Below are 25,843 nucleotides of genomic sequence, written 5' to 3'. Positions count from 1 at the left end.
TGATTTTTCAGGATTATAGTTTGGCTGCTGTTCCGTCTTCACGGATGAGGATGAGTTTATCTTTATATACTTCTACAAAAAGATAAGCGTTGTGTTTGGCAAGGGTTCTTGCTTTTTCAAAATGTTCGGGAAGGGGTTCTCCTATTGTATAATGCTTAATGATCTGTCCGGCACTTAAATCTAAGGTGTGAACTTCATGAGGATGCCCTAGATAGCATTTAGCCAAAATTCCTACGGGAAGATCAGCGAGCTGAGCTGACCCAAATTCCTCATGAATTTTTGCCATCATATCTTCCTTCCCCCTTGTTTCAATAAGAAGTTCCGTATCCATTGTCTTAATTAAGCTGAGATATTTCTCTGAACGCTTTTTTAGAATATCCCTGTCACTTAAAATTTTAGTGGAAGCGGATCTGATATCGGATGTGCCGGTCAGTGTTTCGTTTTGGAAAATTATTTTTGCCATTGCCTGAGTTTTGAATTTGATACAGACAAAAATATCGGGCTGGCGATAGTTTTCCTTACGGATTCCCGTAAATATAAAAACCTTTCAAAAAATTTGAAAGGTTATATAGGGGACTATAAAACAAGATTAAATAATTCCCAAATCTTTGCAGAACGCAACCAACTGCTCATTGCTTGCTACGTTGAGATTTTCTTTTAAACTGTTCAGTCTTTTTTCCACGCTGCTCAGACTGTTGGGCCTAATATTGTTGGCCTGCAGATAAGTTGGAATATTTTTTTGCAGTACTCCTTGAGAAAGAAGAGAAACAAGCGTAATATCATAGGTTGTAAACTCATAGCTATTGAGCTTTTTTACTTCCTGTTTAAGGTCAAGGGAAAGATAGGTTTCATTAACGTAAACGGCCGCAATCGCTTTTTTCAATTCTTTGGAATCATTTCTGGCTTTACGTACAAAGCCGTTGATCTTGCATTCATTAAAAAGAGAGTCTATGATTCCGGATTTACGTTCTCCGGAAAAAACAATGACTTTTAGTGATGGTTGTAGGTCTCTTACCTCTTCAATCAGTTCTTTTCCATCTTTAATATTCTGTAGGTGGTGGTCTTCTTCATATGAAAGATCAGTGATGAGTAAGTCGTAAGGATCGTTTTCCCGGATAGATTTTTTAACTTTTGCTAAAGCATCATCACAATAATATACATAATCAACATTAGGAATGTTGAGCTCTTCTAATGTTTTTTGGACAGATAGACTACCCATTTCTTGGTCTTCGGCAATTAAAATTTTTTTGAACATTCTTTTAGGTCTTTTTAAGAAACAGGAAATGAAATATTAATTTTCAGTCCTTTTTCGGATTTATTGTCAAAAATAATTTCTCCACGGATAGCAACAATACGGGTTCCCGTATTTGTCAGCCCGTTTTTGTAGATCATATCACCCGGAATTCCAATTCCATTGTCTGTATATTGGATATTGACTACATTATTTATCCTTTCAAATTTAAAAATAACCCGTGAAGCCTGGCTGTGCTTTTTCATATTAACGAGCAGCTCACGGATGACCTGATAGATATCTTCAAAGGATGACTGAGAAATTCCGTTCCATATTTCATTTTCGTTCCCTACTATATAGGTGTCGATCGCTTCATTTTTAAAAGAGGCTATAAGGTTGGATATTCTCTCTTTATGTTCCTTTTTATCGTGTTCCGTATCAGATTTTTCGTAGGAAATATCTCTGGACTTTTCGTAAACAAATTCCAGCTCATCAAGGGCATTTTCTTTATCAAAATGTTCCTGATTTTCTATTTTGGTCATGACCTGGTAGATACCGTTAGCTACAACGTCGTGGACTCTTTTTGAAATTCTTAGCTGGTCATTCTTTAATTTGAGTTCATTTTCCTGTTTAAGCCTGGCCTGTCTTCTTCGGTACAAAATAATGATGATGATTATAGCAATTATGGCGACTGCCAAAGCTGCTTGCTGACGAATCAGCTGATTTTCCTTCTGAGTCTGATCAACTTTTAACCGTTGGTTTTCTGTTTCCTTCTTCTCGCTGTCGTATTTAATATATGCAAAACGGTTTCTGTTAGCATTTTTGTAATTTTGAATACTGTCCGAAAGTGTTTTATAGTGTATAAAATTGGAGATAGCGTTAGAGGGTTTGTCAACAAAAGAAATTCTTTCAATGGCTTCCAGGCGATCTTCAGGGCTTTTTATTTTTTCTGCTGTACCAAGCATTTGTTTTGCATAAAACAATGAAATATCTGGGTTGTCTTGCTGATATATCTCGGCTAAATGAGAATAACTTGAATTTGCACCCCAGTTGTCGTTTTGCTGTAATTTTTGTGCTAATAATTTTTTGAATTCTATATGAGCTGGATAATTTTTATCCTGAAGCCATCGAGTATAGACAATATTTTCTTTAATTCTATTTTGGAGATTGAGATCTTTTATTTTTAATAGATCGATACTTTGTAAGGCTTTTAATGCTGAAGAGTATTGGCCTTGTCGGTACTCTGATGCTGCCTTATTATTAAGAATAGTATATTTCTTTTCAATAGATTCATTTTTTTCCGCAAGAGCTTTATTATACCATGCTGTTGCTGAAGAGTACTCTTTTTGATCATATTTTATGTCTCCCAGGGTATTATATACAGAGTAAAGACTTTCGTCACCTTCATTCATAAAATTTAGAGCATCCACTAAAGTTGTTTCGGCACCGAATACATCACCGGTATATTTTTGTGCAATTGCCTGGCATATTAAGCTCTTAGAGATGTTGGAAGAATCTTTTGTTTTATAATAGTAATTTAGTGCTTGCTGGAATTTTGAATAAGCCTCAAGATTATTTTTAAGGAGCAAGTTTGTCCCTTCATTATATAACTGATCTGCCTTTACTAGATCGTTGGTTTCCGTTTTTTCTTTACAAGAAACAAGAAATATTAGTAAAAATAATAGATATCGTACCATATTACTAATATAAAAAAACCGTTCTAAAAAGAACGGTCTTATTTTTCTATTTTTTTGGTGGGAGAACAGGTCCTGTATCACCTCCTGTATCCCCAGGATCTACTCCTGCTCCCGGATCTGACAGTTGAACTGTTGTCTGCTCCTGATTATTACTATTATTTGATGTCGTATTTGCGTTATTATTTGAAAATGCTAATCCCAGTAGCATCAATATTAATTCTAACATTGTTTTAAAAAATTTAAAATTTGGCATTAGTGTTCTTCCTCACGAAACAGATCGTAAGCAGTGTTACACGTGTAAAAATTTCGAAGCGCTTCTTAAATTTTTGGGAAGTAACCTTCAAAAACGGAGGAGAAACATCTGCTTCCCAACCCGGAGTTTTCCTCCGTTTTATCTGGTGTTTTTTGAAATCAGTTTCGTATTTTTGTTTTTGTAATGTTTTGTTTCTCACTGATTTCTATGGCAAAGTAACGACGAAAGAAAAGGCAAGGGTTAGAATGTTTTTGGAAAGTTTTTGGAAAGTTTTTCTCAGTGGGATATACGGGAAACCGTATTTATTTTGACTTGAAACTTCTTAATTTTCACCATAATAACCATGAGTATGTCAAAATTTTTATCTGAAAAAAAGAAATTGTTAGAAGATGTCTACGAAAAAGCTTCAACTGAAGCTACAGAAACATCATTTAGTGGAATACTCTTACATCTTGAACGAATTTTAAAAGATGATTTTGAACCGCTGAGTTACAAATCTTTTGAAAATTATTATAAAGCAATAGTAGAACAAGATGAAGACTACAATATAAAAAGAACAGTTTTAGATAATCTAAGCCGATATATAGGATACGATACATTTAAAGATTACTGTTCTGAGTGGAGAACGGTGGAGTATAGTATTCAACAAGCAATTTCTAAAATTGTGATCACTATTATTAATAAGCCAATTCTTGCAATGCCTGAGTTTATGAAGCAGAATGGCTTGGGTATTATGGAAATTACATTGCTGATATGCCTTGTCACTGGAAATGTTGTATTTTCTAATAATAAGAAAGTTAATAACGGATCGTTTACCTTAGGCTTAATATCAGGAATGAAACCTAATGATGAAAAGAAATATATGTATTGGGATGGGGAAAGATATATTGCAACAGACAGTAGTTATATTAAACCCGGGCTTGATATTGTAGCCATGAATGAGCACTTGTTTCAACATTTTAAAAAGATCACAAGAAAAGATACTCTGACAGAGGCTAATGCTCTTGGAAGAACCTGGTATTCAAAATTCTATGGAAATGTTGAATTTTTTACAGATGATGGAATAGATCCAGAGAATGGGAGGGAATTGAGAAAATCAACTTCTACGATTATTTATAAATACGCAGGAAAGTCAAAAGACTCGGTAGAGGTTGAGGAATAATTTAGACACAAAAAAAAGCGAACATCTACTAGATATTCGCTTTTATATTTTTTAAGCCTCATTCAGCATTCCCAATTCTCCATATTGCTTTTTAAACTTCTGGATTTTCGGACCTACTACGGCGCTGCAGTAAGGTTGATTTGGATTTACATTGTAATAACCTTGATGGTACTGTTCTGCCGGCCAGAACTTCTCAAATTGGGTTACTTCAGTGACATATTTTCCCGGCCATTTACCTGAGGCTTCAGATATTTTCAGGGCTTCTTCTGCTTTAGCTTTTTCAGCATCGTCTTTATAGTAGATTACAGAACGGTATTGAGTGCCGATATCGTTTCCTTGTCTGTTCAGTTGGGTTGGATCGTGAAGGAAAAAGAATACATCCATTAGCTGCGCATAAGAAATGATCTTAGGGTCGAAAGTGATCTGTACCACTTCCGCATGTCCGGTTTCTCCTGTGCAGACCTCTTCATACGTAGGATTGTCTTTGTGACCTCCTGAATAACCTGATATTGCTGACTGTACTCCTTTAAGCATATTGAAACAGCTTTCCACGCACCAGAAGCATCCGCCTCCGAAAGTGATCTGTTCTAAATTATTATTATCCATTGTAAATTGATTATTATATTGGTCCGGTTTTACTCCTATCCGCGATGGAAATGAGTGAAAACAGCTAATCAAAAATAGGAAAAACTTTTCCATTTATACACACGAATCACACAAATAGATATCACAAATAACGCTACAATGTATTCAAAATAGCATCTGATCTTTTTATGAATAAATACAGATAAGGAAAGCGCAATCACCTTTGCTGCTCTACGTAATCTATGGTTAGATTTCAACGCGAATGCTAAAAGAAATCAAAATAAACATCTGTGTAAATCAGCGTAATCTGTGGTAATTTTCAATATAAACATTCCCAATTAACAAACAAAAAAGCACCCTTAAAAAGGATGCTGCGTATATTTAAAATAGCTTTCAATTATTTTTCCCAAACTAAAGCACTGGCTCCAAGAATGGCAGCATCTGCTTCGTCCAGTTCACTGAAAACCAATTTTACTTTATTTCTGAAGATCGGAAGAAGGTTTCTTTCCATGTGAAGCTTTGCAGGCTTTAAAATAAATTCACCGGCCTTGATAACACCTCCGAATAATAAAATAGCTTCCGGCGAAGAAAACATCACGAAATTCGCTAAAGCTTCACCCAGTTTCTGCCCGGTATATCTGAAAACTTCCATTGCGATAGGGTCTCCTTTCAAAGCACATTCATGTACTGTTTTAGAATTGATAGCTTCTTCAGGGTATTGGTTCAGCATAGATTCAGGAAATTCGGCTCTCATCTTTTTTGCAGTGATTGCAATTCCTGTAGCAGATGCATAAGCTTCCAGGCTACCTTCAGATCCAGTGCTCCAGTGCTTTCTTCCGCCCGGTTTTACAATGGTATGGCCCAGTTCCCCTGCGAAACCATCATGTCCATAGATTAAGCTTCCGTTAGAAATGATCCCGCTTCCTACTCCGGTTCCCAGAGTGATCATAATGAAATCTTTCATGCCACGGGCTGCTCCGAAAAGCATTTCTCCAAGTGCTGCTGCATTAGCATCATTGGTAATGGTACATGGCATGCTGAATTTAGCTTTCATCAGCTCGCTGAAAGGGATCATTCCCTTCCATGGTAAGTTAGGAGCCTGTTCGATGGTTCCTTTATAATAGTTGGCGTTAGGAGCGCCTACTCCTATTCCGTCAAAGTTTTTTTCTGTACCATATTTTTCGATCAGGGGCTGAACCTGTTCATACAAAGCATCGATAAAATCTTCTACTTTTTCGTACTCATCAGTTCTCAGACTTCCTTTTTCCAGAACTTCACCACGATGGTTTACTACTCCGAACTTTGTATTCGTTCCGCCGATATCAATTCCTAGAGCAACTTGTTTTGATAAATCTATTAATGACATTTCCTGTTTATAAATTCTAAAGGGTTAAAATTATAAAAAAGATTGTATTAATGGATTATTAACGAAATATTTATTTAAAAAAGTTTTAGGCTGTTACTGGTTTTTTCTTTTTCCTTCTTCCCCACCAAACCAGAAATCCGGTTACCGGCAGCGATGCACATATAAGACTGACAATGAATGCAATGATCTTTGTAGGAAGACCCAAAATAGAACCTACATGGATATCATAATTGGCATTCACTGTTTTTTCGCCAAAGTTTTTATCCTTGGGATCATGGGTATGAAGTAATTCCCCGGAGTTTTCATCAAAGATCAGGCTGCTGCTCTTGTGATAAGAGTAGGAAAGATGCTTTACATAAACTTCAAAGTTCGGATGTTCATGGTCATCCATATGTTCATGGCCAAGGTCAATAGCAAAACCGAATGCATCAGGGTATTTCTGCTGTACAGTATTAATGATTTTATCCAGTGTTCCTTCAGTTCGCAATTCTATGGGCGCCTTGGTTTTAATGTGGGAAAAATCAGGGTATTTTGTTTCTCCTCCGGAGAATACCATGTAGATCATAGCCTGTACTACGAAAAAAGCATAGAAAAGTCCTGTAATGGCGAAAATAAGAGCAAAAATGGAGGAATAGAAACCGAGCACATTGTGAAGGTCATAATTCTTTCTTTTCCAGCTTTTGATGTTCTTCCATTTAAAAGAAAAACGCTGCTTTCTGGCTGCTTTGTTTTTAGGCCACCAGAGAACAATTCCGGTGATAAGCATGATAACAAATATGATAACAGGGATTCCCACTACATAAGTTCCCCAGTCCTGCTTCAGCAAAAAGCTCCAGTGGATCATCTTTACAATATTGAAGAATCCGTTCTTTTCATCATATATTCTGAGGACTTTTCCGGTATAAGGATTTACATAAGCTGCTTTGTAGACCGGGAACTCATCAAAATAATTCCAGGCATCCGTATTATGCTCATACCAGTAAAAGATATAAGACATTTTTTTATCAATTGGGATGTTCACCCAGTGAACGGGATATTTTTCTTTTACTTGCTCTACAACGATCTTTTCCATCATTCGGATAGGGAGAACCTGCTTCTGTGCTATATTCTGTTCGTTGTGGTAGATGACTTCTTTCCGGGTAAGGTTTTCTATTTCGTCTTTAAAAACATAGAGCGCTCCCGTAATAGAAATAATGAAGATTAAAAATCCGATGCCAAGGCCCAACCACAGATGCAGTTTGGCAGACCATTTTTTGAAAAAGCCCGGTTTTTTTTTATGATGATGTTTTTTCTTCATATCGCTGGTTAAAAAAGTTGTACAAAGATATATTTTACTTTTTATTTAGATTAATTAAAATTTATATTCAAGCATCAATGTGCCTCTTCTCCCTAATGAATTCACGAATTCGCTGTCCCGGGCAGACCACCATGCAATGGCGGGCTGGTACATTTTGTTGAATACATTTTCAACACCTGCGGAAACTCTCCAGCTTTTATTGATTTCGTAGCTTGATTTAAAATTAAAAACGGTATAATCCGGAACGTATCCTTCTCCATAGGCAAAAAGACCTGTTTTTGCATTAGGCTGGAATCTATCCTGCTCAAACGCATGCAGCATGTCAAAACCGATGGACAGGGTTTGTATAGGTTTTATCTGAACGTAAGCAAGTACTTTTGGGACAGAAATTCTGCTGTTGTTGATCTTTGATGAATAGTCTCCGTCATCTTTTATTGAGGTAATTCCTTCCATCCAGCTATAGCTTCCTCCGAAATTGATCCATTTTACAGGCGTGAAATGCAGGAAACCTTCCACTCCGTAAACGATTTCCGGAGATCTCTGTATTGTTAATGCTCTGTCTGGGCTCTGTACAAAAGATGCACCCAGTTTTGAAGTACTTACATAAGAAGTGATTTCATAATTTACCCATTTTGCGATCTGTCCGGTCGCGCCGAATTCATAATTGTTTACAATGATCGGCTTGGTTTCAAGATTTTGAATGGTTCCCTGAGTGGACGTTCTCAGAATTCGTCCCAATTCATTGATAGAGTAGGACTGTGAGAAGCTTCCGAATAGGTTAATGAAAGGTTCGATATTGTAACGTATACCCAAATTGGCCACCAAAGCATTGTATTTTAACTTTCCACCGGTAACGAAAATACTGTTTGTGAAAGTTCCGTCACTTTTAATAGAGGAAAGGGTGTTGAAATCTCCAACTTTTACACTCATGTTTTCATAACGGAGACCACCTTTAATGGTTATTTTTTTTAATAGATCAATTTTAACCAAGACAAAAGGAGCAAGGTTGGTCATATTCATATCCGGTGTCCAGTAACGGCCGTCCTCAAGCTTCTGAACGGTTTGGTCATTAAGGATATCCATTCCGTACATTACTTCAGCCTGTGAATTTTGAGCGTTCCAAAGCTTTGTATCGAAGTTGAATCTTGCGCCGTATTTTTTGGAAATCACATTAGACTGTCCTCCACCGAAAAAGGTATCACTATAGCCGTAAACAGTCTTGAAATCCTGCATGTAGGCGTTGAAATTCAGTGAAGTTGTTCCCCAGAAAAGATTTTGATTATCATAATTGATCCTGAAATTATGGTTTTTGGGCGTTCCCTGAGGAGTAGTTTCAAGATTTTTTCCAACTCCTTCGCCAATGGTTGGCTTGATCCCGTATTTTCCGGTTACCAGTCCTAAGCTGAGGTCAGACCTGGAGGAATATCCGATGTATGAGGCTTCAATTCTCTGGTTATTGTCGATATTATACCCTAGTTTAAGCATGCCGTTGTAATTATCCATTTTGGCCGTGCTATAGGTTGGGGTAAGGTTGACTCCGTCTGCATCTTTCATGTAGCCTGTCCTTTCATAGGCAAGGGAAAATACATAATCGAATTTATTTATTTTGCCGGATAAAAGCTGGCTGGCTCTTATACCTAGAGTTCCGCCATACTCCTGACCTGTAAGGCCAACCTGGGTAAGTCCGGAAATTGTTTTGTCAGATTTACTTCTTCTTGTGATATAATTGATGATTCCTCCGTCTGCACCGTTTCCGTAGATGGAGGATGCTCCTTTGATGACTTCAATTCTTTCGATCACTGAAGGATCGATCGATCTTATATCTCTGGCACCATTTCTTAGCGGTGTAGATTGTGGAATTCCATCAATCAATACTAAAACCTGGCGTCCTCTTAAAGTTTGCCCGGTATTGGAGGTCTGTCCGGAATTCGTTCCTAAGCTGGGAACAGTATATTGAAGAATACTTGTGATGTCTGAATTTACGGTAAGCTGAGACTGTATCTGCTTTTCGGCAACAACAGTGATTGAGCTCGGTATTTCTTTAATACTTTCTTTTTTTCTGGAAGCCGTCATCACTACTTCGTCTACATTATTGGCCTGCAGGCTGTCTTTAACCTGTGCAAAAGCGGTAACCGATCCTAAGCATGCGGCTGATAAAAGTGCTTTTTTCATTCTATTTCTTTCCTTGTTTCTTTTGTTTTCCCCACCATACTAAAAACCCCGTGACAGGAAGGGAAGTGCATATGAGTCCGGTGATGAACCAGAGTATTTTTCCAAAGAGCCCAAAATAAGAACCTGTGTGGATGTCATAATTGGCATTGGCGTATTTTTCAGCATTGCTGAGTTTCTGATGAGGTTTATCTACCAATAACTTTCCGGAATATTTATCGAAAACCAGTGTATTTCTTTCGCTGAATCTTCCTTCTGCTCCGTAAATAGTCACTGGGATATTTTTTAATTCTTTTCCTTTTTTATTTTTTCCATTCAATGGAATTCTGAAGCTGTAAGATGAGGGATATAGTTTTCTGGTTTCCTGAGCCGTAAGGTCATAAACTGAGGTGTTTTTTGCCATTAGAGAATCCGGAGATTTCATTTCCTTTTCTTTTGGCAGCTCTAAGGAACCGGATAATGTAACATTAAATACATTTTTCACATACGGATAGGCAAAATAAATTCCTGTAACGCTGATCAGCAGTGCAAAAAATGAAGCATAAAATCCCAGAATATTATGAAGATCATAGTTTTTCCTTTTCCAGTTTTTTAAATTTTCCCAACTGAACCAAAACCTTCCTTTTCTTGCTTTTTTATTTTTTGGCCACCATAAAACAATTCCGGTGATGAGCATGAATATAAACAATACAGTAGGAATTCCTACGACATATTTTCCCCAATCGGAATTCAGCAGAAGGCTCCAATGGATGGATTTAATAATATTGAAGAAGTTGTATTTGTCATTGTAAACGGCAAGAATTTTTCCAGTGTACTGATCAACATATATGAGCTTGTTGATCTTTACTTCTTCAAAATAATTCCAGCCTTTTTTATTTTTTTCATAATAGGAAAAGCGGTAGGGTTTATTTGGATTTAAAGAAATCTCCACTGCAGTGATAGGATATTTTTCATTGAGCTCCAGACTTACTTTTTCCTTTAAAACGCTGATAGGAATTGGGGTAGCAGCAGACTTTTGTAAATACATTGCTTCTTTCCGGATGCTGTTCTGTATTTCGTCTTTAAAAACATACAAAGTCCCTGTAAGTGATACGATGAAAATAATGATACCCACGGATAAACCCAACCACAAGTGCAGTTTGGCAGACCATTTTTTGGTCAATGAAATCTTCTTTTTATGGTGATGTTTTTTCCTCATAGAAAAAAGTTAACCTCCGGAGAGGCTAACCTTTAATTATTATTTAAAATTTATATCCTATTGATAATTTGAAGTTTCTCGGAGCATCTGCCTGATAATAATAATAGTTTCCATAAGGCGAGCCGGAATATAAGTATCTGTTGAATACATTAAATACATTCAATCCTACTCTGAATTTTCTGTTTTCCCATGAAGCACCTGCATCAAATTTTACATAATCTCCCATTTGAAGGCTGTTTGTGCTTCCCCAATCCCAGCTGCTTCGTCCTGCAAGGTATGTTCCTCCGAAACTTAATCCGAAACCTTCCAGCAATCCATCTGTAAAAGTATAATTCAACCAACCGTTTGCAGTATGTTTTGCATAACCAGGAACTTTGTCTCCCTTATTGGCTTTGGCTGTTGTTTCTGTAAATTTATTCTCAGTAAATGCGTAATTAAAAATAGCATTAAAGCCTCTGGTAATTTCTCCTTTTAGATCAAATTCAACACCCTGCACTCTTGTTTTTCCAAGAAGAATAGAATATTTTCCATTGGGATTGTTAGTTTGGTCGGGGTCTCCTGTAATCTCATTATTTTTATTGATGTTATATAATGAAACGGTCGTATTCCATTTTCCTCCAAACCAGTCTTTTTTCACTCCTACTTCAATATTATTACCGGTAAGTGGTGTTGCTGTTGTTCCATCTCTGAATAATCCTGCCTGTGGTACAAAAGATTGATCGTATAAAGCATAGGCAGACATGTTTTCATCAATAGAATAGCTTAGTCCAATACGAGGAGTAATTCTGTTTGCTTCTGATTTTGTTCCGTAACTAATCTCTTTTACATTAGTGTAACGTGCGGCAAGAGTAAGTCTTAAAGCATCATTGAAGAATCCTAATTCATCCTGTAAGTAAAGTCCTGTATAATTTTGATCGATGGTGCTTCCCGCTCCTGCTCTTACTGATAGAGGTTTGCTTGCATCAAAGGCTTTATATTGACCGTTAGGGCCGGAATAGGCCAGCCCACCATTGATATCATAATTTTGGGTATTTGTATTATACCAATAATTATAATCAGCAACGGTGTTTGGGTTTTGAGGATCAGCATTATAGTCTCCGTTAGCATTAAATTTATCCAAATTATATCCTTGAGACCAATCTGCCATATATTTTTTGCTACCCAGATCCAGGCCGGCTAAAATTTTGTGGGAAACAGGACCTGTTTTTACAAATCCATTTAAAAATACCTGTCCGAACTTCATGGTGTTATCAGCTTCCCAATAATTGACACGACGGATCATATAATTTCCTTCAAAATTACTTGGCCAGATATCGCTGCCCATTGTATATTCATTCACATAAGTTAGCTGTGATGTTAATTTCCAGTTTTTATTAAATTCGTGCTGTAAATTAATGTTTACCGTATTATTGTCAACCTTGGTAGGATCAACGCTTGGATCCGTAGTTGTATATCGGACCGGCTTTGCTTTGTAGCCATCAAAACTGAACACATAAGCAGAACCAACCTCAGACATTTTAGCTTTCTGGTAAATGTATTCCGCTGTCAAAGTGGTTTTATCACTTAGTTTTACTTTTAGTGAAGGGTTAATAATATACCTGTCGTTGAATTCATAGTCTCTGAAACTGTTTTTATTCTGAGCCATTAAATTCAGTCTGAAAGCAACTTTATCAGTGATTTTGGTGTCTACATCAGCTTCTCCTCTGTACATATTGAAGCTTCCCAGCGTTACTTTTGCACTTCCGTTTAGCGAATTTCCTGTAGGTTTTTTAGTGACAATATTGTAGATTCCACTTGGTTCACCGTTTGACATTAAGAATCCTGAAGGACCTTTTATAAATTCAATATGATCTACGAAGCTCATATCTTCACTCAATGGACCCCAGTTAGAAGTTACATTTACTCCGTTCATAAAAGCTGCAGCTCTGGAGCCTCTCATGTTTACTCTGGTATACATGTCGCCCCAATGTTCCAATCTCTGTGCTCCTGCAACATTTCTCAATACACCGTCACTTAAAGTGGTTACCTGTTGGTCTTCCAACGCTCTTCCCGTAATAATGGAGATGTTTTGCGGTATCTTGATAAGCTCTTCATCCAGACGTAAGGAAGAAGAACCTTGCTTTTCCACATATTTCTTATAATACTTTCCATTGACAACAACTTCCTCAATATCATTAGATTTAAGAGTATCTTTTTCCTGAGCAAAGGTTAGCATAGAACCCAATAACGAGGCACACATCAGTACATTTTTCATGAATAAGTCAAATTTTCTGCAAATATATTGTTTTTAATTGTTCTAAATAAATAATAAGATTGATATTTATCATTAAATTATTAGTTGTTGAATAACAAAACCCCGCATCAGTACAATCTGATGCGGGGTTTTTATGAAGTTTTATTATTTATTTCTTAAGCAGGAATTTCTCCTTTGTATAAGAATGAAATAATTTCTTTGTTCATTTTGTCTACCATTTCACTGAATAAGTGGAAAGATTCCTGCTTATAAATTACTAATGGATCTTTCTGTTCGTAAACGGCACCTTGAGAAGATCTTCTCAGGTCATCCATCTCACGAAGGTGAAGCTTCCAGTTTTCATCAATAATAGATAAAGTAATGTTCTTTTCAAAATCGTTGATAAGGCTTTCACACTGAGTATCGTAAGCTTCTTTAAGATCAGCAACAATAGTCATAGTTTTGTGCCCGTCTGTGAAAGGAACCTGGATCATTTTGAACATTGAACCCTGGTTCTGGTATACATTCTCAATAATAGGGAATGATTTCTCTTTCAGTAAGTTCAGTTTCATTTTGTAGTCTTCTTGAGCTGCCTTGAAAACAAGATCTGTCAGTTCAGGAATCTGTTTGCTCTTGAAGTCATTTTCAGAAACAGGAGATTCCATGGTGAAAAACTTAATGATATCAAATTCAAAATCTTTATAATTTCCTGTAGCTTTTCCTTTAGCGACGATAGAATTGGAAACTTCAAAGATCATATTGGTAATGTCATACTTCAGGTGATCTCCGAACAAAGCGTTCTTTCTTCTTTTATAGATTACGTCACGCTGCTTGTTCATTACGTCATCATACTCAAGAAGTCTCTTTCTGATCCCGAAGTTGTTTTCCTCTACTTTTTTCTGCGCTCTTTCAATAGACTTGCTGATCATGGCATGCTGAATTACTTCACCTTCCTTATGACCCATTCTATCCATCATTTTAGCGATTCTTTCCGAACCGAAAAGACGCATCAGGTTATCTTCAAGAGATACGTAGAACTGAGAACTACCAGGATCTCCCTGACGTCCGGCTCTACCTCTCAGCTGTCTGTCGACACGTCTTGAATCATGTCTTTTCAGTGCCGATAATAGCTAAACCGCCCGCTTCTTTTACTTCTTTAGAAAGCTTAATATCCGTACCACGACCAGCCATGTTGGTGGCAATCGTTACAGCTCCAGGCTGTCCTGCTCCGGCAACAATTTCTGCTTCCTTCTTGTGAAGTTTCGCATTCAGTACCTGGTGTGGAATTTTTCTTAGCTGAAGCGCTTTTGAAAGCAATTGAGAAATTTCAACAGACGTTGTACCAACTAATACCGGTCTTTTTGCTGCTGTTAATTTTTCAATCTCTTCAATTACGGCGTTATATTTTTCTCTGTTGGTTTTAAAAACTAAATCCTGCTTGTCTTGTCTGATAATAGGGCGGTTCGTAGGAATCACCACAACATCTAATTTGTAGATTTCCCAAAGCTCTCCGGCCTCAGTTTCAGCAGTACCCGTCATCCCCGCAAGTTTATTGTACATACGGAAATAGTTCTGAAGCGTTACCGTTGCAAAAGTCTGAGTTGCCGCTTCAATTTTTACGTTTTCTTTAGCTTCAATTGCCTGGTGAAGACCGTCTGAATAACGTCTACCCTCCATGATACGTCCTGTCTGCTCATCAACAATTTTTACTTCGCCATCAATTACCACATATTCATCATCTTTTTCGAATAATGTATAGGCTTTCAACAGCTGGCTCATCGTGTGAACACGCTCGGATTTTTCAGCAAAATCGGCGAAAAGTCTTTCTTTAGCTTCAAATTCCTCTTCTTTAGATAAATTCTTAGCCTCAACTTCAGCGATCTCTGTTCCGATATCCGGAAGTACGAAGAAGTTATTGTCAGAATTTCCCTGAGACATATATTCTACTCCTTTATCGGTAAGATCAACCTGGTTGTTTTTTTCCTCGATTACGAAGTAAAGATCTTTATCTACGATCGGCATATCACGGTTGTTATCCTGCATATACTGACCTTCAACTTTTTGAAGCAATGCTCTGTTTCCGCTTTCCGATAAAAATTTAATTAATTGTCTGTTTTTAGGTAAACCTCTGTAAGCCTGAAGTAATTTGAATCCTCCTTCTTTAGTATTTCCTGCAGCGATTAATTTTTTCGCTTCATTAAAGATGGCAGAAACTGTTTTCTTCTGAACTTCAACAATTCTGTCGATAGAAGGTTTAAGAAGGTCAAATTCCTGTCTGTCTCCCTGAGGAACCGGACCGGAAATAATTAACGGTGTTCTGGCATCATCTACCAATACAGAATCCACCTCATCCACAATAGCAAAGTTTAATTCTCTTTGTACCAATTCTGAAGGTGAAGTAACCATGTTGTCTCTCAGATAATCGAAACCAAACTCGTTGTTCGTTCCGTAAGTAATATCTGAATTGTATGCTTTTCTTCTTCCGTCTGAGTTCGGCTGGTGATTATCAATACAGTCGATAGACATTCCATGGAACTGATAAAGAGGTCCCATCCATGCCGAGTCTCTTTTGGCAAGATAGTCATTTACAGTTACCACGTGAACTCCTCTTCCAGGAAGGGCATTTAAGTAAATAGGTAATGTTCCTACCAAGGTTTTACCTTCACCGGTTGCCATCTCTGTGATTTTACCGCTGTGAAGAATAACCCCTCCGATAAACTGAACATCATAATGAACCATATCCCAGTTTACAGGCGTTCCGGCAGCATCCCACGAGTTTTTCCAAACGGCAGTATCTCCCTGAATCTCTACGAAATCTTTACCAGCTGCAGCCAGTTGTCTGTCCCAATCAGTTGCTGTAGTACGGATTTCTCCATTCTGAGCCCATCTTCTTGCTGTTTCTTTTACCAGGGCAAAAGCTTCAGGTAGGACCTGTAGAAGAACTTTCTCTTCAATATCGTATGATTCTTTTTTAAGAGTCTCAATCTTTGTGAAAAGAGCCTCTTTTTCATCAACATTGGTTGAGTTTTTTATCTGCTCCCGTATCTGTTCTATCTGAGCTGTTATTTTACTGGTTGCAGATTTTATATTTTCTTTAAACTCAGCAGTTTTTTCTCTCAAACCATCATCAGACAATTGCTGAATATTAGGTTCAACAGCTTTGATTTTTGTTACAACTTTTTTTACTTCTTTTAGGTCCTGCGCTTTTTTGTCTCCCAAAAACCCTTTAAGAACTTTGTTTAAAAAACTCATAAATATTTTGCTTTATGCTTAAAGCAATATGCTTTAAGCGTTTTACTGACACGCTTATCGTGTGAATTTTATATATATAAAAAGGGCAAATAAGCTCTAAGCAGTATGCTTAAAGCTTATTGCTTTAATTAATATTCGTCTTCGTTCCAAAGGAAATCCTCATCGGTAGGATAGTCGCTCCAAACCTCTTCGATAGATTCATAGATTTCTCCTTCGTCTTCGATGGCCTGAAGGTTTTCTACTACTTCCATAGGTGCACCAGTTCTGATTGCGTAGTCAATAAGTTCTGCTTTTGTCATTGGCCAAGGTGCGTCACTTAGATATGAGGCTAGTTCTAATGTCCAGTACATAATTTCTGATTTTTTTTGCAAAAGTATAAAATTAGCTTATATTATACGCTTTTTTACACTTGATTTTCAATTCTTTTTGATTAATTTTTGTTCATTGTCCGTCATAGTCCGCATTACAGCTGTACCGGCAACTTACTTCATGTCATTTCTCAAAAACCATTCCACAAATTTTTTTATGCCATTTTGGAAGTCCGTGTCTGGTTTGTAGCCTATTAATGTCCTTGCTTTGGCAATATCTGCATTGGTTTTCTGGACATCACCCGGCTGCATTGGCAGAGTTTTCCTCGTGGCAGAAATTCCAAGTGTGTTTTCTATAGTCGCTACCATCTCAGATAAAGTGACCACTTCGCTTTCTCCGAGATTAATAATTTCATAAATATCAGCATTGGCTTCCAGATAAAGGACTGATTTTGTGATTCCGTCGATGATATCATCTATGTAAGTGTAATCTCGGGCTGTATTTCCATCTCCATAGAATGGAATTTCCTGACCTTCCGAGATCAGCTTTGTAAACTTATGGATAGCCAGGTCAGGTCTTTGCCGTGGCCCGTATACCGTGAAAAAACGAAGCTGGATCATATCTATATGATAAAGCTCATGGTAAACATGTCCTAAAATTTCAACACTTTTTTTGGTAGCGGCATAAGGTGAAATCGGATGGTCTACATTGTCTGTTTCATTAAAAGGAGTCTTTTCATTGTTACCATAAACACTTGAAGAAGATGCGCATACAAACTTTTTGATATTGAAGTCTTTACATAGCTCCCAAAGATTCATCGTTCCGCGGACATTCACTTCTTCATAGTCTAAAGGTCTTTCAATGGAAGGGCGTACGCCTGCAAGCGCTGCAAGATGAATGACAAGGTCTATCTGATGGTTTCTGAAAATAGTTTCAAGCCCTTTTTTATCTCTGATGTCCTGGTAATAAAGCTGATACTGATCAGACTGGGAAATGGCAGTTAAATGACTGATGTCAGCCTCTTTGCCCGAGAACTCAAAATCCGGAATTTTGCCGATAGACTCTAAAGTATTTTTAATTTTGATCTGATAGTTGTAGAAATCATCAAAATTGTCAACGTTTATGACAGAATGTCCATTTCTTAATAATCGTTCTATTAAATGAGAACCGATAAACCCGCTTCCTCCAGTTACAAGATAAGTCATTTGTGATTTTTTATTGGCGCAAAAATATAAATTTACTTTTTGAAAATATAATCATTAAATTTACTTAAAAAAGTAATATAAACAGTATGCAGTTTCAAGGGCAAATTTTAAAAATGACGAGCTATGATGATCAGCCGATCCAATATTATCTGAATCTTTCCGGAGATCTTATCCATATGAATGAGCTTTTCGGGAAAGAGCTGCGTATAAAACATACCGGATTTCAATGTGTCAATTGTGGAGAAAACAAACCTGTTTATAGAATGGGATTCTGCAAGAATTGCTTCTTTGAAAGTCCATATGCAAGTGATACCATTATCCGTCCGGAGCTTTCTACGGCTCATTTAGGAGTTGCTGAGCGTGATCTGGAAGTGGAAAAACAAATCCAGTTACAGCCTCATACCGTATATCTTGCCTATACAGGGGATGTAAAAGTGGGAGTAACAAGAAATAATCAGATCCCGACGAGATGGATTGATCAGGGAGCTACATTTGCACTGCCGATTGCCAGAACAGAAAACCGATATGAGGCCGGAATGATTGAGGTTGCTCTTAAAGACCATCTTCCTGATAAAACCAACTGGAAAAAAATGCTTCAGGATGATTTTGAAGGAGAAATGGACCTTGCTGATTTCCAACAGAAGATTAAACAGTATTTTCCGGATGATTTCCAAAAATTTTACAGTGAAGGGGAGAATATGTGGAAGTTCGACTATCCTTATAGTAAACCTGAAAAGATAACTTCTTTCACTTTGGATAAAAAACCTGAATTTACTGGGAAACTAATAGGAATAAAAGGGCAGTATCTTAGTTTTCTGGGTGGAGATTTTATCAATGTAAGAGGGCATGAAGGCTATGTGATTGAACTGGAAATAAAAAATTAGCCTTATATTTAAGGTAACAAAAACTAAAATCAGATGAAAAAATGGGTCAAAAGGCTGTTAATAAGTTTCGGAATTCTGGCTGTCGTTCTTCTGGCTGCGAATTTTGGACTGAATATATGGCTTAAAACCCAGCTTCCTGATTATATCAAAAACAAAACAGATTATAAGATCTCTTATAAAACACTGGATGTAGATCTCGGCTCAGGAAACATTTTTGCTTCGGGGATTACAGTAAACAGCAAAGATCCTCAGAATACTGATGTTATTGGTCTTCAGGGGACTATTGATACTTTGAAGATCAGCCGTTTCGGGATTTATGATGCCGTTTTTAATAAAAGGATCAGTTCATCAGATCTTCTGCTTGCCAAACCTAATTTAAATATAAGTCTGGCCAAGCCGGCGGATCGTAAAACAGGAAAGAAAAGAAATCCGGTCCTGTTTGAAAACATCAGGATCAGCAAAGGAACCATCAATATTTTTAAGCATACCAAGCAGAAGTTTTTGTCTGTTCAGCAGTTGGATCTCTTCGTTGAAAATCTTCAGATGACGGAAGAGTCTGTTGAAGATAAGCTGCCGGTGGTTTTTGACCGTTATGACATCAAAGGGAAGAATTTTTTCTTCCGTCCGGATAATGTTTATGCAATTACCATCAATACCATCAGTACCTCAAACGGGCAGATGTCAGTTGGAAATTTTCGGTTGATTCCTCTTTTGTCTCTTAAGCAGTTTATAAGATTTTATCCCAAAAAGACTAAACTTTTTGAATTTTCTATCCCAAAAATGGATTTTAAAGATGTGGTATTAGAGAAAAATAAAATTTCACTGGCCAATGCTGATTTTCAAAATCCAGTTCTTACCGTTCATAATACCGGAGCTAAACCTAAAAAAGGAGAGAAGAAGTTTAGGTTTGAAATCAATTTAGAGGATATAAAACTAAATAATGCGGTTGTTCTTGTAAATAAGCCAGACGGGACCAAACTGCTTTCTGTCAAAACACTGAGTTTAAATGTCAACAAGCTGAAATTTGATAAGGTGACAGCTGAAGAAGTAATTCCTGTAGGATACAAAGATTTTCATTTTTCAGGCAGAGATATTCAGTATTCAAATCACCAGAATGTGGCAGTTGAAAGTATTGCTCTAAACCCGAGAAGTGGTGAAATAAGGAATCTTGTCCTGTCTCCCGGAGCTTCTGCCCCAGGAAAAGGAAGCATGGATCTAAAGTCAAGCCATATTGCATTTAATATCAATAAATTGGAGTTTGTAGAAAAAAAACTTAATCTGGATATAAAAGATCTTCTTGTTGAAAATATAAACGGAACCATCAGTGCTAGAGAACACCAACCGAAAAATAATTCCCGCCCTGAGATCATAAAGTCGGTGATTGTACGGAAAATGTCTCTTAAAAATTCCAATATTGTTTATGACAAAAAGAGTCAGCCGTTGGCTTTTAATGATCTGAACGCCACCTTAAATAATATTGAGATAGCTCCTAAGGCAAACAATCAGGGGCTTTCCTTCAAGGTTAAAGATTATTTTCTGACCACCCGTAATTTTGCCTATAAAACTCAGTTCTACAATTTAAGTGCTGGACTTTTAAAATTGAATAAAAATAAAGTTCAGATTACCAGTTTTGCGATGAAGCCTCTCGTTTCGAGAGCCCAATTTATCAAAATGATACCTGTGGAACGCGATCTGTATGATATCAAGGTTTCTCAGATATCGGCAGACGGAAGCTGGGATCTTTTTACAAATAATAAATCGATCAATGCTTCAAATGTTTCCGTTATTGGTGCAAATGCCAATATTTTCAGAAGTAAGATCCCAAATGATGATCCGAAAGTGAAACCGCTTTACTCAAAGCTGCTCCGTTCCATCAAAATTCCAATGACAGTCAATAACCTGGACTTGAAAAATTCAGTTCTGGTCTATGAGGAAGATACGCCTGAAAGTGCAGGGCCTGGAAAATTGACATTTGCTAATTTTAATATGAACGTTAAAAACCTGAATTCTGCAAAAGCAAAAGGAAAACCTACAAAAGTGGATATCAGAATTAACTGTTCATTCATGAATCTGGCTCCGCTAGCCGTAAACTGGAATTTTGATGTGGCTGATAATAATGATGCCTTTTCCATTTCAGGAAAAACGTCCCATCTTCCGGCAAGCGGTATCAATCCGTTTATAAGACCCTATCTTCATGTGACCGCTACTGCCGGTACCATCCAGGAAATGCTCTTCAATTTTAAAGGAAATCCTGCAGGTTTACATGGCACATTCAATCTGAAGCATAAAGAGCTTAAGATCGCAGTTCTAAATAAAGATAATCATGAGAAAAAAGGCGTGCTTACCGCTGTTGCCAATCTTTTCATAAGATCCGATTCAGGTAGGTTTCCTGAATCTGTTGCGGTGGAAAATGTTGAGAGAGATCCCACTAAATCATTTTTCAATCTTTTCTGGAAAGGAATTGAACAGGGGCTGAAGAAAACGCTGATCGGAATGAATGTTGATAAGACCGAAAAAACTGTAAAAAGTGCAGTTTCTTCTGTAAAAGAAGTTAAGCAGACGGTAAAAGAGCTGAAACAGGACATCAAAACAAAAAAAGAAGAGCTTAAAACGGTAAAAGAGAAAAAGGAAAAGAAGGGGTTTTTAAAGAATGTCTTCAAGAAAAAAGAAAATCCCGAAACTGAATAGTCCCGGGATATATATTAAACCGCTAACGATTTGTTTCTAAGATTAAATATTAGAAGTTAAATTCCTCACTTTCCTGGATAGGAATATCTCTTAAAAACTTATCAAATTCTTCTCCCGGATAATTGCTGTCTGCTCCATAAGAATCAATGATCATTCCACGGTTCCCTGAATTGTCTTTTAATACGTAAAGTACAGCATTGTCATCCGGATTGCTGTCGCCCTCGAAGCGGTAAGTTTTTAAAATCGTAAGCTCTGAAGGCTGATATACTTTTTCAGAATTTTCAAACTTCATTTCACAGTTTTCATTCATCCTGAATTCTCTGTGTATTCCTCTTTCTGAAAGTGTTTTCATCACTTGGCTTAAAGTGGTCATTCTGTCGGTATTATCTGAATTATCCATAACGCTGTTTTTCATGTTTAATACAATAATTAAACCATTATACCTGTAAATTTAATAAAAAAGAGCATTACATTTTTCATGGAAATAAAGTTTAATGTTAACAAAATTTATAATTACAAATGAAAAAATAGGTATGCTTTTTGCAGTAGCCACGGTATAAACCAGATAAAATATGAAAAGAGAAGTTGGAGTTTTACTGGCAGGAGGAGTTGGCCTTTTGGCAGTATTAAGTTTAATAGGAATTAAAAAGATTTTGACTAAAAAAGATAAAAAATACAGTGATACCTACTCGGATTATCACAGACACTTTGATGAAAAAAATCAGGAAGATGAATATCATGGAGTGGAGTTTTACGCACTGAAGTAGTAAATAGATATATTTAATTTATGTTTAAAACCAGCACTTTTGAAAGGGCTGGTTTTTTTGTGGATAACTTTAGTGTTAAAACTCATTATTTTATAAAAAATCCATTATAATTTTACACCGGAATGCAGAACGAAAATTTCATAAAAGGACAGGGAGCTCAGCGGAACGTAATCAATCGTTTCGACAGGTATACCTATGAGCCTGAAGATGAAGATTTCGAAACGGTAAAAACCTCTTTTACTGAAGTTTTTCCGAAAACAATTGTGAATCAGGTAAAAAGCGAAGACCTTCCGATGGAGTATTCTATGAATCCTTATCAGGGATGTGAACACGGATGTTCTTATTGTTTTGCAAGGCCTACCCATGAATATTGGGGTTACAGTGCCGGAATTGATTTTGAGAGGAAGATCATGGTGAAGAAAAATGCACCGGAACTGCTGGAGAAATTCTTTCAGAAAAGAGGCTATCAACCTGCACCGATTCTTCTTTCCGGAAATACAGACTGCTATCAGCCAGCGGAAAGACAGTTTGAGATCACAAGGAAAATACTACAGGTGTGTCTTGATTACAGGCATCCTGTGAATATTCTCACAAAAAATGCATTGGTTCTGAGAGATCTTGATATTTTGAAACCGATGGCAGAACAGAACCTGGTTTCTGTATCCCTGAGTATTCCTACGATTAATGAGGATCTTAGACGAAAAATGGAACCAAGAACAAGTTCGGCTCCCAATAAACTGAAGGCTATAGAAATTCTCACAGAAAACAAAATTCCTGTGCATGTTATGGTAGCACCAATTATTCCAGGCCTGAACAGCGATGAACCTTTACATATTTTAAAAACAATTTCTGATGCTGGAGCCTTGAGTTTCGGCTATACACTGGTAAGGTTGAATGATACGGTGGAGCCTGTTTTTGTAAACTGGATCGAAGCTCATTTTCCGGACAGAGCCCAAAAAGTTTTAAATCTTATCCGTTCCATGCGTGGTGGAAAACTGGGAGATAAAAGATATTTTGAAAGACAGAAAGGAGAAGGGAATATTGCTGAAATGATCCATACTACCTTTAAGATCGGCCGAAAGAAGTTTTTTGATGGTAAAGAGTTTCCTAAGCTTTCGACAGCTAATTTTACGGGTGCAAAAGATCAGCAACTAAGGCTGTTTGATTAATCTAAGATTTTCCGGATTTGTATTTTGGTGATACATGAAAACCACCCAAAAGGATGGTCTTCACGTATAAGTCAGATTTTTCCTAGTGAATAATAGGATCTTCACCATCAGGACAAATAAATTCATTGCGGCACAATACGCGATAAGTAATTCCGTCACTGCATACATAAACGCATTCTCCGGGAAAAGGATAACTTATTCCTCCAGAAATTGCCTTCAATTTGTCTTTGGTTAGTTTCTTTAGATTTTTCATATTATTTTTAAGTTTGAGCTATTATAAAGATAACCCAAAATTGTTATAAATCAATTGTTTTTGAATGATATATTCCTAAGTGATAGTGATTTATAAAATAAAACCCGCTTCAAAAGAAACGGGTTTGTTATTCTATCTGATTTTCAACCTTACATAGTGTTATCCGGGCATTTGAAATCATCACTGCAGGTTGCACAAACTACAGTACCGCTACAGTAATACATACAGAATTCTGGTTCAGGAAGTTTAATTCCTCCTGCTCCGGAAATGCTTTTTAATTGGCTGTTGTTTAGTTTTTTTAGATTTTTCATATTGTTTTAATTAAAAATTTGATACTAGAGTAAATATAATTAATTTCTTTTAATTTTAATAAAGTGTGGTAGTTTTTAGTATTAAATATTTTAAAATAGAGTAAAAGATCACTACTAAATTTCAATTAGCAGTGAATAAAAATAGTTTAAAGGCTTGGTTATTAGCAAAAAATATTTAATTTTAAATAGAATAAAGCGTTATCCGAAAAGCTAAAAGAGTAGGAAATACAAAAAAACAAAAAACCATGAAAAATCTAAAAAGACTTTCAAGAGAAGACAAGAAGAAAATTTCTGCAGGAGATCTCACGCCAGCTTCCTGTTTTGAGGGAGACGGACCTGGTACAGGTGGCTGCTCAGCAGGACAGATCTGTTCGGGCGGGAAATGTGTACCTTATGTGGGACCAGGAACCGGCGGAGGCGGAGGGACTGGAGGTGGTGATACCTATACGTGTATCTGCCCGTGGGGAACTTTCACCCAAACAACTCCCTGCCCGGAATTTTATTGTATTACAGGATAATATTTCAATTAGAAAGACGATTACTACAAATTTAGAGAATATTGAGCAGAAAGCTTAAAAGTATAATCGGAGGAACAAAAAAACTGTTTTGAAATAAAAGCTGCATTCCAAGATTCTTATGAAGAATTAAATATGGGTATGGGATGCTATAGGTTTAACAGCTGTGTGCTGTCCTGAACTGATGTCTTTATAGAATTGGTTTTTAACCATTTACATAGACGAAATAAAAGTCAATAATTGAACTGAAGGTTACCACATTACACTGACAACCGGAATACAGATCAATTATTGACTTTTTTATGTTACTTTTTGATAAGTCCTAATTCTATCAGTCTTTCATGTAAAAATTCTCCTGCAGTTATATCTTCATACAGCTTAGGATTGTTTTCGTCAACACAGTTTTCAAGGGCGTTTAATGACATGCCGCTTACCGGGTGCATAAAGAAAGGAATTGAATATCTTGAAGTACCCCAGGATTCTCTAGGTGGATTTACCACTCTGTGGATCGTGGATTTCAATTTATTGTTGGTATGTCTTGAAAGCATATCTCCCACATTGATCATCAGTTCGTCCGGTTCTGCAATCGCATCGATCCAATCACCATTATGGTTCTGAACCTGCAAACCTTTTCCTTGAGATCCCATCAAAAGAGTGATCAGGTTGATATCTCCGTGAGCTGCTGCTCTTACCGCATCATCAGGCTCCTGAGTAATTGGCGGATAGTGGATAGGTCTTAGAATAGAGTTTCCTTCTGCGATTTTATCATCAAAATAAAACTCATCCAAACCAAGATATAAAGCCAAAGCCCTTAAAACATACTTTCCAGTTTTTTCAAGCATCTGGTACGTTTCTTTGCCCACTTTGTTGAATTTTGGAAGTTCATCAACGATTACGTTGTCCGGGTATTCCTTTTTATATTTTGAATCATCAGGCACATACTGCCCGAAATGCCAAAATTCTTTCAGGTCTCCCTTTTTAAAACCTTTTGCAGTTTCTTTACCGAATCCTACATAGCCTCTCTGGCCTCCAATTCCGGGAATCTCATACTTCTGTTTAGTTTCCGTTGGAAGTTCAAAAAAGTTCTTTACCTCTCCATACAAACTTTCTACCAATTGGTCATCAAGAAAGTGTCCCTTTAAGGCCACAAAACCAATTTCTTCATAAGCTTTTCCGATTTCATTTACAAATTTCTGTTTGCGTTCCGGGTTGTCCGAAAGGAAATCACGCAGGTCTACACTAGGTATTTTATCCATTTTTAGAAATTTACGAATTACAAAATTACATTTTTTTTAAATG

At 36.9% G+C, this 25,843-nt stretch carries 21 protein-coding genes and 1 pseudogene; 6 read left to right on the top strand and 16 right to left on the bottom strand.

Features of this window, described 5'->3' with window-relative positions; genetic code table 11:
• Positions 1-13 precede the first annotated feature (13 nt).
• From QF044_RS17690 to QF044_RS17675, 4 genes are all read right to left on the bottom strand, one after another.
• Positions 14-463 carry a hypothetical protein gene (locus tag QF044_RS17690; RefSeq protein WP_307270113.1) on the bottom strand — a complete coding sequence of 150 codons (450 nt, stop codon included), beginning with the start codon at positions 461-463 and terminating at the stop codon, positions 14-16.
• Positions 464-589: 126 nt separating this feature from the next.
• Positions 590-1,255 (bottom strand): response regulator, encoded by a 666-nt coding sequence (locus QF044_RS17685; protein ID WP_307270111.1) that lies wholly within the window; start codon positions 1,253-1,255, stop codon positions 590-592.
• A gap of 14 nt (positions 1,256-1,269) precedes the next feature.
• The gene (locus QF044_RS17680; protein ID WP_307270109.1) at positions 1,270-2,928 is read right to left on the bottom strand and encodes a tetratricopeptide repeat-containing sensor histidine kinase; all 1,659 of its coding nucleotides are present in this window, start codon (positions 2,926-2,928) and stop codon (positions 1,270-1,272) included.
• Positions 2,929-2,974: 46 nt separating this feature from the next.
• Positions 2,975-3,154, bottom strand: coding sequence for a hypothetical protein (locus tag QF044_RS17675; RefSeq protein WP_307270107.1), 180 nt, complete (start codon positions 3,152-3,154; stop codon positions 2,975-2,977).
• A gap of 376 nt (positions 3,155-3,530) precedes the next feature.
• On the opposite strand from QF044_RS17675, the gene QF044_RS17670 reads away from it, so the two are divergent.
• On the top strand, positions 3,531-4,343 hold the full coding sequence (locus tag QF044_RS17670; protein ID WP_307270105.1) for a hypothetical protein: 813 nt from the start codon (positions 3,531-3,533) through the stop codon (positions 4,341-4,343).
• A gap of 51 nt (positions 4,344-4,394) precedes the next feature.
• Here QF044_RS17670 and msrA read toward each other — a convergent pair whose 3' ends face one another.
• From msrA to QF044_RS17625, 9 genes and pseudogenes are all read right to left on the bottom strand, one after another.
• Complete coding sequence (gene msrA, locus QF044_RS17665; protein ID WP_307270102.1) at positions 4,395-4,949, bottom strand: peptide-methionine (S)-S-oxide reductase MsrA; 555 nt, start codon at positions 4,947-4,949, stop codon at positions 4,395-4,397.
• 376 nt (positions 4,950-5,325) lie between these two features.
• Complete coding sequence (locus QF044_RS17660; RefSeq protein WP_307270100.1) at positions 5,326-6,294, bottom strand: ROK family protein; 969 nt, start codon at positions 6,292-6,294, stop codon at positions 5,326-5,328.
• Between the two features lie 85 nt (positions 6,295-6,379).
• Positions 6,380-7,591: a PepSY domain-containing protein gene (locus QF044_RS17655; protein ID WP_307270097.1), complete on the bottom strand. Its 1,212-nt coding sequence runs from the start codon at positions 7,589-7,591 to the stop codon at positions 6,380-6,382.
• Positions 7,592-7,645: 54 nt separating this feature from the next.
• A complete protein-coding gene (locus tag QF044_RS17650; RefSeq protein ID WP_307270094.1) occupies positions 7,646-9,763 on the bottom strand; it encodes a TonB-dependent receptor in 2,118 nt (705 codons plus the stop codon).
• 1 nt (position 9,764) lies between these two features.
• Complete coding sequence (locus tag QF044_RS17645) at positions 9,765-10,958, bottom strand: PepSY domain-containing protein (protein WP_307270092.1); 1,194 nt, start codon at positions 10,956-10,958, stop codon at positions 9,765-9,767.
• 43 nt (positions 10,959-11,001) lie between these two features.
• Positions 11,002-13,212, bottom strand: a complete 2,211-nt coding sequence (locus QF044_RS17640; protein ID WP_307270089.1) for a TonB-dependent siderophore receptor — start codon at positions 13,210-13,212, stop codon at positions 11,002-11,004.
• A 155-nt stretch (positions 13,213-13,367) separates the two neighbouring features.
• A pseudogene (gene secA / locus QF044_RS17635) lies at positions 13,368-16,443 on the bottom strand (preprotein translocase subunit SecA).
• Positions 16,444-16,571: 128 nt separating this feature from the next.
• Entirely contained in the window at positions 16,572-16,793 is a 222-nt protein-coding gene (locus QF044_RS17630) for a DUF2795 domain-containing protein (RefSeq protein WP_002662059.1), read from the bottom strand.
• Positions 16,794-16,925: 132 nt separating this feature from the next.
• Positions 16,926-17,957 (bottom strand): GDP-mannose 4,6-dehydratase, encoded by a 1,032-nt coding sequence (locus QF044_RS17625; protein WP_307270087.1) that lies wholly within the window; start codon positions 17,955-17,957, stop codon positions 16,926-16,928.
• 86 nt (positions 17,958-18,043) lie between these two features.
• Here QF044_RS17625 and QF044_RS17620 point away from each other — a divergent pair, with 86 nt between their 5' ends.
• Both QF044_RS17620 and QF044_RS17615 read left to right on the top strand, forming a co-directional pair.
• Positions 18,044-18,841 carry a DUF2797 domain-containing protein gene (locus tag QF044_RS17620; protein WP_307270085.1) on the top strand — a complete coding sequence of 266 codons (798 nt, stop codon included), beginning with the start codon at positions 18,044-18,046 and terminating at the stop codon, positions 18,839-18,841.
• A 33-nt stretch (positions 18,842-18,874) separates the two neighbouring features.
• Positions 18,875-21,529: a hypothetical protein gene (locus tag QF044_RS17615; protein ID WP_307270080.1), complete on the top strand. Its 2,655-nt coding sequence runs from the start codon at positions 18,875-18,877 to the stop codon at positions 21,527-21,529.
• Between the two features lie 49 nt (positions 21,530-21,578).
• On the opposite strand, the gene QF044_RS17610 is transcribed toward QF044_RS17615, so the two are convergent.
• Entirely contained in the window at positions 21,579-21,944 is a 366-nt protein-coding gene (locus QF044_RS17610; RefSeq protein WP_307270078.1) for a hypothetical protein, read from the bottom strand.
• A gap of 157 nt (positions 21,945-22,101) precedes the next feature.
• On the opposite strand from QF044_RS17610, the gene QF044_RS17605 reads away from it, so the two are divergent.
• Together QF044_RS17605 and QF044_RS17600 are read left to right on the top strand one after the other, a co-directional pair.
• Positions 22,102-22,296: a hypothetical protein gene (locus QF044_RS17605; RefSeq protein ID WP_307270075.1), complete on the top strand. Its 195-nt coding sequence runs from the start codon at positions 22,102-22,104 to the stop codon at positions 22,294-22,296.
• A 122-nt stretch (positions 22,297-22,418) separates the two neighbouring features.
• Positions 22,419-23,465 carry a PA0069 family radical SAM protein gene (locus tag QF044_RS17600; protein ID WP_307270072.1) on the top strand — a complete coding sequence of 349 codons (1,047 nt, stop codon included), beginning with the start codon at positions 22,419-22,421 and terminating at the stop codon, positions 23,463-23,465.
• Positions 23,466-23,867: 402 nt separating this feature from the next.
• Here QF044_RS17600 and QF044_RS17595 read toward each other — a convergent pair whose 3' ends face one another.
• Entirely contained in the window at positions 23,868-24,029 is a 162-nt protein-coding gene (locus tag QF044_RS17595; RefSeq protein ID WP_307270069.1) for a hypothetical protein, read from the bottom strand.
• Positions 24,030-24,274: 245 nt separating this feature from the next.
• Between QF044_RS17595 and QF044_RS17590 the strand changes: the two genes are divergently transcribed.
• A complete protein-coding gene (locus tag QF044_RS17590) occupies positions 24,275-24,547 on the top strand; it encodes a hypothetical protein (RefSeq protein ID WP_307270067.1) in 273 nt (90 codons plus the stop codon).
• Between the two features lie 302 nt (positions 24,548-24,849).
• Here the strand turns inward: QF044_RS17590 and QF044_RS17585 are convergent, their stop codons facing one another.
• On the bottom strand, positions 24,850-25,800 hold the full coding sequence (locus QF044_RS17585) for an isopenicillin N synthase family oxygenase (RefSeq protein WP_307270064.1): 951 nt from the start codon (positions 25,798-25,800) through the stop codon (positions 24,850-24,852).
• Positions 25,801-25,843 lie beyond the last annotated feature (43 nt).

This window comes from Chryseobacterium sp. W4I1 (genome assembly GCF_030816115.1).
Classification (GTDB): domain Bacteria; phylum Bacteroidota; class Bacteroidia; order Flavobacteriales; family Weeksellaceae; genus Chryseobacterium.
Note: the sequence above shows the minus strand (reverse complement) of the source record. Positions and strands in the feature narration are given on the sequence as shown.

Coding starts and splice junctions, on each gene's coding strand:
- QF044_RS17690 (WP_307270113.1), bottom strand. CDS start 463: ATGGCAAAAATAATTTTCCAAAACGAAACACTGACCGGCACATCCGAT.
- QF044_RS17685 (WP_307270111.1), bottom strand. CDS start 1,255: ATGTTCAAAAAAATTTTAATTGCCGAAGACCAAGAAATGGGTAGTCTA.
- QF044_RS17680 (WP_307270109.1), bottom strand. CDS start 2,928: ATGGTACGATATCTATTATTTTTACTAATATTTCTTGTTTCTTGTAAA.
- QF044_RS17675 (WP_307270107.1), bottom strand. CDS start 3,154: ATGTTAGAATTAATATTGATGCTACTGGGATTAGCATTTTCAAATAAT.
- QF044_RS17670 (WP_307270105.1), top strand. CDS start 3,531: ATGTCAAAATTTTTATCTGAAAAAAAGAAATTGTTAGAAGATGTCTAC.
- msrA (WP_307270102.1), bottom strand. CDS start 4,949: ATGGATAATAATAATTTAGAACAGATCACTTTCGGAGGCGGATGCTTC.
- QF044_RS17660 (WP_307270100.1), bottom strand. CDS start 6,294: ATGTCATTAATAGATTTATCAAAACAAGTTGCTCTAGGAATTGATATC.
- QF044_RS17655 (WP_307270097.1), bottom strand. CDS start 7,591: ATGAAGAAAAAACATCATCATAAAAAAAAACCGGGCTTTTTCAAAAAA.
- QF044_RS17650 (WP_307270094.1), bottom strand. CDS start 9,763: ATGAAAAAAGCACTTTTATCAGCCGCATGCTTAGGATCGGTTACCGCT.
- QF044_RS17645 (WP_307270092.1), bottom strand. CDS start 10,958: ATGAGGAAAAAACATCACCATAAAAAGAAGATTTCATTGACCAAAAAA.
- QF044_RS17640 (WP_307270089.1), bottom strand. CDS start 13,212: ATGAAAAATGTACTGATGTGTGCCTCGTTATTGGGTTCTATGCTAACC.
- QF044_RS17630 (WP_002662059.1), bottom strand. CDS start 16,793: ATGTACTGGACATTAGAACTAGCCTCATATCTAAGTGACGCACCTTGG.
- QF044_RS17625 (WP_307270087.1), bottom strand. CDS start 17,957: ATGACTTATCTTGTAACTGGAGGAAGCGGGTTTATCGGTTCTCATTTA.
- QF044_RS17620 (WP_307270085.1), top strand. CDS start 18,044: ATGCAGTTTCAAGGGCAAATTTTAAAAATGACGAGCTATGATGATCAG.
- QF044_RS17615 (WP_307270080.1), top strand. CDS start 18,875: ATGAAAAAATGGGTCAAAAGGCTGTTAATAAGTTTCGGAATTCTGGCT.
- QF044_RS17610 (WP_307270078.1), bottom strand. CDS start 21,944: ATGAAAAACAGCGTTATGGATAATTCAGATAATACCGACAGAATGACC.
- QF044_RS17605 (WP_307270075.1), top strand. CDS start 22,102: ATGAAAAGAGAAGTTGGAGTTTTACTGGCAGGAGGAGTTGGCCTTTTG.
- QF044_RS17600 (WP_307270072.1), top strand. CDS start 22,419: ATGCAGAACGAAAATTTCATAAAAGGACAGGGAGCTCAGCGGAACGTA.
- QF044_RS17595 (WP_307270069.1), bottom strand. CDS start 24,029: ATGAAAAATCTAAAAAAACTAAACAACAGCCAATTAAAAAGCATTTCC.
- QF044_RS17590 (WP_307270067.1), top strand. CDS start 24,275: ATGAAAAATCTAAAAAGACTTTCAAGAGAAGACAAGAAGAAAATTTCT.
- QF044_RS17585 (WP_307270064.1), bottom strand. CDS start 25,800: ATGGATAAAATACCTAGTGTAGACCTGCGTGATTTCCTTTCGGACAAC.